Here is a 7,900-nt window from a genome sequence, read left to right as displayed (position 1 = left end):
CGGCGTCGGGCTGATTGGCGCGGGCGATATAGCGGGCCAGCATGCTGCGCTGAACCTCGGGCGGCACGTCGCGGCGCGCGTCTTCGAGCAGGGACACCAGATCATAGGCCGGGTGCCCGGCCATGCCGTCCTGAAAGTCCAGCAACCCAACCCGCGCCACGCCGTCGCGATCCGGTAGCCACAGCAGGTTCTCGGCATGGTAATCGCGCTGAATCAGCACCGGGGTATCCGGGGCGAGATTGGTCAAAACAGTCTCTATTTCGGCCTGAAATGCCTGTTTCTCCTCGGGTGTTGGGGTCAGGCCCGCGCCGGGAAGATACCAGTCATAGACCAGCGCCGACAGGCTGGCCATCAGCGGCGGATCATAGGCGGGCAGGTCTTGCGGCGCCGGGTGCTGGTGCAGATCGGCCAGCAGATCGGTCGCAGTGGCGTAAAGCTGTTGCTCCAGCTCGGGGGTTTGCGCGGTGACGCGCGCGAACAGGTCGTCGCCCAGATCCTCAAGCAGCAGGAACCCGTTGGCGATGTCTTCGGCCAGAATGCGCGGCGCGGACAGGCCCAGCCCGGTCAGATGCCGCGCGATGCGCAGAAAGGGGCGCACGTCCTCGCCCTTGTCGGTCGGCGCGTCCATCAGAACCGCGCTGGCGCCGGTGGCCGGATCGGTCAGCCGGTCATAACGCCGGTTCGAGGCGTCCCCGGCCAGAACCCGGCGCGTGGCGGCGCCCCAACCGGCAGTGCGCAGAAAATTGTCGGCAAGCGCGTCACGCTGCGGCATTCAAACAGTCCTTTAGCAAGTCCGCCCAGCGCAGATCGTCTGAGCTTAGCGTCACAGTTCGCGTTTCCGGGTCGTCGTGATTGGCGAATGACAGCACCAGCGCCCCGGCGGGCCACAGATCGCCCAGCCGGTCCGGCCATTCGACAAGGCACAGTGCGGTTTCAAAGGCGTCGATCAGGCCCAGTTCCAGCACATCATCGGGGTGCGACAGCCGGTAAAGATCGGCGTGCCAGATCTCGGTTTCGCCGGCCTCATAGGTCTGAACCAGCGTGAATGTCGGCGACGGAACATCCTCAAGCGCGTCGTGGCGCGCCAGAAGAGTCTGGATCAGGGCGCGGGCGAAATGGGTCTTGCCGGCGCCGATCGGCCCTTCAAGCAACAGAACATCGCCCGGCCCCAGAATATCGGCCATAGCTGTGGCCAGCGCCGCGGTTTCCTCGGGCGAGGTCAGGATCAGGGACTGGGTGAACGCATCCGGCATGGCGCCAGTTTTACCGCCCCCCGGCCCGCCCGCAAGAGCCGATCAGGCCAGCACCGCGCTTGTGCCGATTTGCGCGGTATCGTGATCGGCCAGAACCCGGAAACCGATCAGGGTTCCGCCGCCGCCAATGGCCCTGATCTGGCAGATCAGGCGGCGACCATCCGCCAAGGCGACCACGGTTTCCCGGCGATCCCGCGCCCCGCTGTGCGCGACGAAATCCCGCGCGTCGGCCCAGAAATTGCTGGGTTCGCTTCGGTCTTGCCAGTGCCGCGTGGCGTCGTGAATGCCGATATCGCTTAGGCTTTCGGACGGGTTCTGACCCCACAGCGCAGCATAAGCGGCGTTCGACATTGTCAGCACCCCGGCGGGCGAGAACACCGCGATTGCCTCGTCCAGACTGTCCAGAACCGCCTGACCCATTTCAAGCTCGGCGCGGAAACGGCGGGTCAGGGAAATTTCGGCGCTGATGTCTTCGAACAGGAACGCCACCGCACCATCGGGGTGTGGGCGGCCGGTGACGCGATAGGTCAGGCCCGAGGACAGGGTCCACGTGGCCTCGTATTCCCCGGCGGCGGCGCCTTCTTCCAGCGCGGTGATGTCCTGACGCCATGATTTGTAATCGCGCGGCTCGGGGATCATCTGTTTTTCGCGCAGCCGGTCCAGAAAGGCCACCAGACCGGGGCGCGAGATCAGGAATTGCGGCTCAAGATGGGTCAGGTCGACCAGCGCCGGGTTGAACATCACCAGATTTCGGGCGCGGTTGAAAATCGCCAGCCCGGTCGGCAGGCCGGCAAAGGTCTTGGTCAGGGTCTGGACAAAATTGCGCAGGGCGGCCTCGGCATGGACGACCGCATCGGCGGGGCTGGCGAAAAACATCGGCGCCTCGGCCGGGGCGACGGCCATGCAATCGAACCATTGTTGATCGCCATCGGCACCAGTCAGCGACAGGCGGCGCGGCGACAGGCCCGGACCATCGTCATGCGCGTCGAACAGCCGGGGCAGGGGCCAAACCAGATCGTCACCGTCCTGCCGGGTCGTTTCGACACGTTTCAGATAGGCACGATTGGCCCAGATCACATCGCCATTCGCATCCTGTTGCCACGCCAGCGTCGGCATATGGGCAACGACCTGACGCAGGGTTTCCAGCTCGGCATCCTGTGCGGCAAGGCTGTGGGCATCAATACTGTGCCCCGGAAAATCCGAGCCGCTTTCCGACAGGATGATCCGGGCAATGCCACGGGTCGAGAATGCCCGCAGCCGGGCGTGATTGCCGGGATCGGTCAATTCGGCCAACCCGGTTTCCGCCAGTCGCGCCATTTCAGCAGCAAAGCCGGGAAAGCGCGGCGACAACACCGCGCTGAGCCGCGCCCAGTCGGACAGGTCTTGCGGTGCGTGCTCCAACAATCGCCGGGCGCTGGCGGTGGCGTCGATCAGCCGGTCGTTGTCGAACAGGAACACCGTCTCATCCTGCGAGACGGGCAGGGGGCCGATGGCGGCATTTTCCGGCCCGGCAGGCCAGCGCGGCAGATATTCCGCCAGAAAGAGCGCAGAAATTGCTGTCAGAACTGATGTCGCCCCGATCACCAGCACAATCGTCCAGTCAAAACTCATCCAACCAAACCCCCATTATTCCCCGGGGATTAGTCTTTGGCCAGAATGGTTAAGCGCAGGTTAACGCGGGCGTTTTGTGCCCGCTTCAGGGTCGCAAGGGCGCGTTCTCGCCGGTGGCCGAAGCGGATTCGATATTGGCGCGGGGCCAGATCACCTCGATCACCGCGCCGCTGGGGCTGGCCGAGGCCGGATCGTCAAACGCCCGGGCGCGGCCATTGGCAAAGCTCAGGTCAGCGCCGGTGCGTTCCAGCAGGGTTTTCGCGATGAACAGGCCCAGACCCATGCCCTCGTAACCGGGGCGTTGGGGTTCATTGCGGCGGTGACGCAGGAACGGATCGCCGATGCGCTCCAGCGCTTGCGGGGTGAAACCCTGACCGTCATCCATGATCCGCACGCCGATCTGGCTGTCCGACCAATAGAGTTCGATCCAGACCGTGCTGGCGGCGAAATCGACCGCGTTCTGCACCAGATTGCGCAGGCCGTGGATGATCTCGGGGCGGCGCTGAACCATCGGTTGCCGCGGATCGGCGCCGTCGGTCGGGATCAGTTCGAACAACAGGGTCTTGCCGCGATCCTGATGCGGTTCGGCGGCTTCGCTGACGACGGCGGCAAAGGGCGCGCCGTGCATCTGCCGGTCATCCTTGCCGACCCGGCCCATGGATTGAAGAATGTCACGGCAACGATCGGCCTGCGCCCGGATCAGCGCGGCGTCCTCTTGCAGGTCGGGGTGGTCGGCCAGATCGTCCAACAGCTCGGCGCTGACCAGTTTGATCGTGGCCAGCGGCGTGCCCAATTCATGCGCATAGGCGGCAACGACGCCACCCAGATCGGTCAGTTTCTGCTCGCGCGTCAGGGCCATTTGCGTCGCCAACAAGGCGTCGGACATCAGGTTGATTTCCGAGGTCACCCGCGAGGCATAGACCGACAGGAACGCGATGCCGATGACGATCGCCACCCAAAAGCCAAAGCGGAACATCTCGGGCAGGGCATGCACCGTGCCGGACACATCGACCAGCGGCAGGTTCACAAAACCCATTGCCGTTACCAGCGCCCCGGCTGACAGCGCAAGGATCAGCGTCGGTTGCAGCCTCAGCGCCGTTGCCGCGATTGTCACCGGCGCCAGCACCAACAAAGCGAAGGGATTGTTCAGCCCACCGGTCAGCGCCAGCAGCACTGAAAGCTGGACCAGATCGAACAACAGCCACAGCATCGCCCCGGATTCGGTCAGGCGGGTGTTGCGCGGAAACAGGAATATCGCGGCCAGATTGGCGATCACCGCGCTGCCGATGGTCATAAAGATCGGCCCCAGCGGCGGTCGCAGGTCGAAATACATCCATGCCGCGCCCAGCGCCACGATCTGCCCGGCAATGGCCACCCAGCGCAGCCAGATCAGGGTGCGCAGCCGGACCCACTGACTGCGGGACTGTTGGGCGACGATGCCCAATCCGGTGGTCTCGGTCATGTTTGTGCCCCCTGTGGCATGTCGTTCCCTTGTATATCTGGCAAAAGCTTGGGATCAATGCGGCCGAATAAAAGGTGCGAGGCGGATATGACCCGAACTTATGCAATTCTGGCGGCCTGTGTGGCGGCGGCCTTCCTGATCGGCAGTTATGCCTGGTCCATTCTGGGCAAGCCTGACGATGTGTTTGCCGATTGCCGCGACAGCCAGATCGCCGGTGGCGCGGCGGCGATTGGCGGGCCTTTCACCCTGATTGACGAAAACGGCGCGACGGTTACGGATGCCGATATCATCACCAAGCCGACGCTGCTGTATTTCGGCTATACCTTCTGCCCCGATGTCTGCCCGACCGACAACGCCCGCAACGCCGAAGCGGTCGATCTGCTTGAGGCGCGCGGTTATGACGTGACGCCGGTGTTCATCTCGATCGACCCCGAGCGCGACACCCCCGAGGTGCTGAAGGAATTCACCGATTACATGCATCCCCGGATGATCGGGCTGACCGGCTCGCCCGAACAGGTCAAGGCGGCCTCAACGGCCTATCGCACCTATTACAAGAAACAGGACGACGGCGATCCGGATTACTATCTGATGGATCACTCGACCTTTACCTATCTGGTGCTGCCCGAATACGGCTTTGTCGAATTTTTCCGCCGCGAAACCACGCCTGAACAAATGGCCGATACAGTCGCCTGTTTCGCCGATGCCGGCTAAGGCGTGAAACCGGCGTCAAATTGACGCCTTTGACCGAACGATCTACAACAATTCCAACGCTATAGTTTGAGCAGTTGGAGAACCGGAAATGGTCGAGCGCGAATTGCAGAACATCGGGGCCGACGCGTCGCTTCTTCTGGTCGATGATGACGAACCGTTTCTCAAGCGTCTGGCGCGGGCGATGGAAAAGCGCGGGTTCGAAACCCATACCGCCGGCTCTGTGGCCGAGGGCAAGGCGATCGCACTGACCCGGGCGCCCGCCTATGCGGTTGTCGATCTGCGGCTTGAGGATGGTAACGGTCTGGATGTGGTCGAGGTTCTGCGGGAAAAGCGCCCGGATGCGCGGATCGTGGTTTTGACCGGATATGGCGCGATTGCCACCGCCGTGGCTGCGGTCAAGATCGGCGCGACCGACTATTTGTCGAAACCCGCCGATGCCAATGACATTACCGCCGCCTTGCTGGCCGATGGCGATGACATGCCGCCGCCGCCGGAAAACCCGATGTCGGCGGATCGTGTGCGCTGGGAACATATCCAGCGGGTGTATGAACTGTGTGATCGCAACGTCTCGGAAACCGCGCGACGGCTGAACATGCACCGCCGCACCCTGCAGCGCATTCTGGCCAAGCGTAGCCCGAAATGAAGCGCCTTGCAGTGATCCTGCTGTTGGCCGCCTGCGTGCCCGCCGACCCGCCGCAAGAACCGGCTTCGGCAAGAATAGTGCCGTTTTCCGGCGGATTGCGCATTACCGAGACCGGTGGACAAGAAATCGGGTTTGGCCGCGAAATGGGCGGCGCGGTCTTGGCGGTTGAAAAGATTTTACCGCCCGTGCCGTTTCCCGTGGCGACCCGCTATGACCAAAGCAACTGTGTGACGGTGGCGTGGGATTTCGGCCTGACTATGCATTTCCGCAACCAGACCTTCATCGGTTGGAGCACCACACCCCCCGATTTCGCAACCGCCCACGCCGGGCAGCTGTGCTCTAACTAAGCAACGCCAGCAAAACCTCGTGCCGGGCGGTGAAGTCATAGCGCACCTCGACCGGCGGGCGCAGGCGCAGGTCCAGCCCGGCAATCAGATCGGGGTTTTGACGTCCAAAGAATTTGTCAGCCTCGGATTTGGTGAACCCGGCGATCTGGGTCGCCTCAAGCCAGGCTGAAACCTTGTCGGCGGCCTTGATCTTTTTCTTCACGACGACCGGCACATGCGCAGGCAGACCAAAGCGAATGTGAATCGCCGCCGCCAGCCGATCATCCAGCGCCCCGTATTCCGGCCCGACCGCCGATTTCACCGGCGAGATCATGTCGCCAATCACATATTCCGGTGCATCATGCAGCAGCGCCGCCAATTGCCACTTGGCCGGGGCATCGGGGTTCATCAGGGTGAAAATCTGTTCGACCAGCAGCGAATGCTCGGCCACGGAATAGGGAAAATCGCCGCGCGTCTGCCCGTTCCAGCGCGCAACAAAGGCCAGACCATGGGCGATATCCTCGATCTCGATATCGACCGGAGTTGGGTCCAGCAGGTCCAGCCTGCGACCGGACAGCATCCGTTGCCATGCGCGCGGTTGTTTCATTCGGGTCTCGTCTTTCCTGTCTCTTGCGGGTGCCATACCCCGCACGCATTGTCGAGCAATGCTGCAAGTGCTATGTCCCCCGCAACAGTTTGAACAGGAGCGTGCGTAATGGCGCAAGATTATCTGGTAAAAGATATCGCACTGGCCGAATTCGGCCGCAAAGAATTGGACATTGCTGAGACCGAAATGCCGGGCCTGATGGCCCTGCGCGAGGAATACGGCACGGCGCAGCCGCTGAAAGGCGCGCGGATTGCCGGGTCGCTGCACATGACCATTCAGACCGCAGTTCTGATCGAAACGCTGGTGGCGCTGGGCGCCGATGTGCGTTGGGCCTCGTGCAACATCTTCTCGACCCAAGACCACGCCGCCGCCGCGATTGCCGCCTCCGGCGTCCCGGTGTTCGCCACCAAGGGCGAAACGCTTGAGGAATATTGGGATTACGCCGACCGCATCTTCATGTTCCCCGAAGGCGGCGCGAATATGATCCTCGACGATGGCGGCGACGCGACGCTGTATATCCTGATGGGTGCCCGCGTCGAAGAAGGTGAAACCGACCTGATCGAAAACCCGACCTCGGAAGAAGAAGTCGCGCTGTTTGCCCAGATCAGAAAGCGCCTGAAAGAAAGCCCCGGCTGGTTCGTCAAACAGCGCCACATGATCAAGGGCGTGTCTGAGGAAACCACCACCGGCGTGCATCGTCTGTATAAGATGATGGAAAAAGGCCACCTGCCGTTCCCGGCGATCAACGTCAACGACAGCGTGACCAAGTCGAAATTCGATAACAAATACGGCTGTAAGGAATCGCTGGTCGACGGCATCCGCCGCGCCACCGACACCATGATGGCCGGCAAGGTCGCCGTGGTTTGCGGCTATGGCGACGTTGGCAAAGGCAGTGCCGCGTCGCTGCGTGGCGCTGGCGCCCGCGTGAAAGTGACCGAGATCGATCCGATTTGCGCGCTTCAGGCCGCGATGGACGGGTTCGAGGTCGTGACGCTGGAAGATGCGGTATCAAGCGCCGATATCTTCATCACCACCACCGGCAACAAGGACATCATCCGCATCGAGCATATGCGCGAGATGAAGGACATGGCCATCGTCGGCAACATCGGCCACTTCGATAATGAAATTCAGGTTGCCGCGCTGAAGAACCACAAGTGGACCAACATCAAGGATCAGGTGGACATGATCGAGATGCCCTCGGGCGCCCGCATCATCCTGCTGTCCGAAGGCCGCCTGCTGAACCTTGGCAACGCCACCGGTCACCCGTCTTTCGTGATGTCGGCCTCG

9 protein-coding genes are annotated in these 7,900 nt (G+C 62.5%); 4 read left to right on the top strand and 5 right to left on the bottom strand.

The features are described from left to right. The 4 genes from ABYW26_RS07530 to regB form a co-directional block, all read right to left on the bottom strand. Nucleotides 1-772: aminoglycoside phosphotransferase family protein (locus tag ABYW26_RS07530; RefSeq protein ID WP_372604160.1), on the bottom strand; the 772-nt coding region annotated here is incomplete at its 3' end. Then, entirely contained in the window at nucleotides 759-1,253 is a 495-nt protein-coding gene (tsaE, locus tag ABYW26_RS07525; protein ID WP_372604159.1) for a tRNA (adenosine(37)-N6)-threonylcarbamoyltransferase complex ATPase subunit type 1 TsaE, read from the bottom strand. The genes ABYW26_RS07530 and tsaE, both read right to left, overlap by 14 nt. 42 nt (nucleotides 1,254-1,295) lie before the next feature. Further along, the gene (locus ABYW26_RS07520; protein WP_372604158.1) at nucleotides 1,296-2,864 is read right to left on the bottom strand and encodes a PAS-domain containing protein; all 1,569 of its coding nucleotides are present in this window, start codon (nucleotides 2,862-2,864) and stop codon (nucleotides 1,296-1,298) included. Nucleotides 2,865-2,949: 85 nt separating this feature from the next. Continuing rightward, nucleotides 2,950-4,326 carry a sensor histidine kinase RegB gene (gene regB, locus ABYW26_RS07515; protein ID WP_372604157.1) on the bottom strand — a complete coding sequence of 459 codons (1,377 nt, stop codon included), beginning with the start codon at nucleotides 4,324-4,326 and terminating at the stop codon, nucleotides 2,950-2,952. Between the two features lie 87 nt (nucleotides 4,327-4,413). Between regB and ABYW26_RS07510 the strand changes: the two genes are divergently transcribed. The 3 genes from ABYW26_RS07510 (at nucleotide 4,414) to ABYW26_RS07500 (ending at nucleotide 6,027) form a co-directional block, all read left to right on the top strand. Next, nucleotides 4,414-5,037 carry an SCO family protein gene (locus ABYW26_RS07510; protein ID WP_372604156.1) on the top strand — a complete coding sequence of 208 codons (624 nt, stop codon included), beginning with the start codon at nucleotides 4,414-4,416 and terminating at the stop codon, nucleotides 5,035-5,037. A gap of 88 nt (nucleotides 5,038-5,125) precedes the next feature. Beyond that, nucleotides 5,126-5,680: an ActR/PrrA/RegA family redox response regulator transcription factor gene (locus ABYW26_RS07505; protein WP_372604155.1), complete on the top strand. Its 555-nt coding sequence runs from the start codon at nucleotides 5,126-5,128 to the stop codon at nucleotides 5,678-5,680. After that, the gene (locus tag ABYW26_RS07500; protein ID WP_372604154.1) at nucleotides 5,677-6,027 is read left to right on the top strand and encodes a hypothetical protein; all 351 of its coding nucleotides are present in this window, start codon (nucleotides 5,677-5,679) and stop codon (nucleotides 6,025-6,027) included. Before ABYW26_RS07505 ends, ABYW26_RS07500 begins: the two co-directional genes overlap by 4 nt. Here the strand turns inward: ABYW26_RS07500 and ABYW26_RS07495 are convergent. Further along, nucleotides 6,020-6,613: a YfbR-like 5'-deoxynucleotidase gene (locus tag ABYW26_RS07495; protein ID WP_372604153.1), complete on the bottom strand. Its 594-nt coding sequence runs from the start codon at nucleotides 6,611-6,613 to the stop codon at nucleotides 6,020-6,022. The genes ABYW26_RS07500 and ABYW26_RS07495 overlap by 8 nt on opposite strands. Before the next feature lie 108 nt (nucleotides 6,614-6,721). On the opposite strand from ABYW26_RS07495, the gene ahcY reads away from it, so the two are divergent. Continuing rightward, nucleotides 6,722-7,900, top strand: a 1,179-nt coding sequence (gene ahcY / locus ABYW26_RS07490; RefSeq protein ID WP_372604152.1) for an adenosylhomocysteinase, incomplete at its 3' end; no start/stop codon positions are given.

Source organism: Actibacterium sp., from assembly GCF_041584535.1.
Classification (GTDB): Bacteria; Pseudomonadota; Alphaproteobacteria; order Rhodobacterales; family Rhodobacteraceae; genus Actibacterium_D.
Note: the sequence above shows the minus strand (reverse complement) of the source record. Positions and strands in the feature narration are given on the sequence as shown.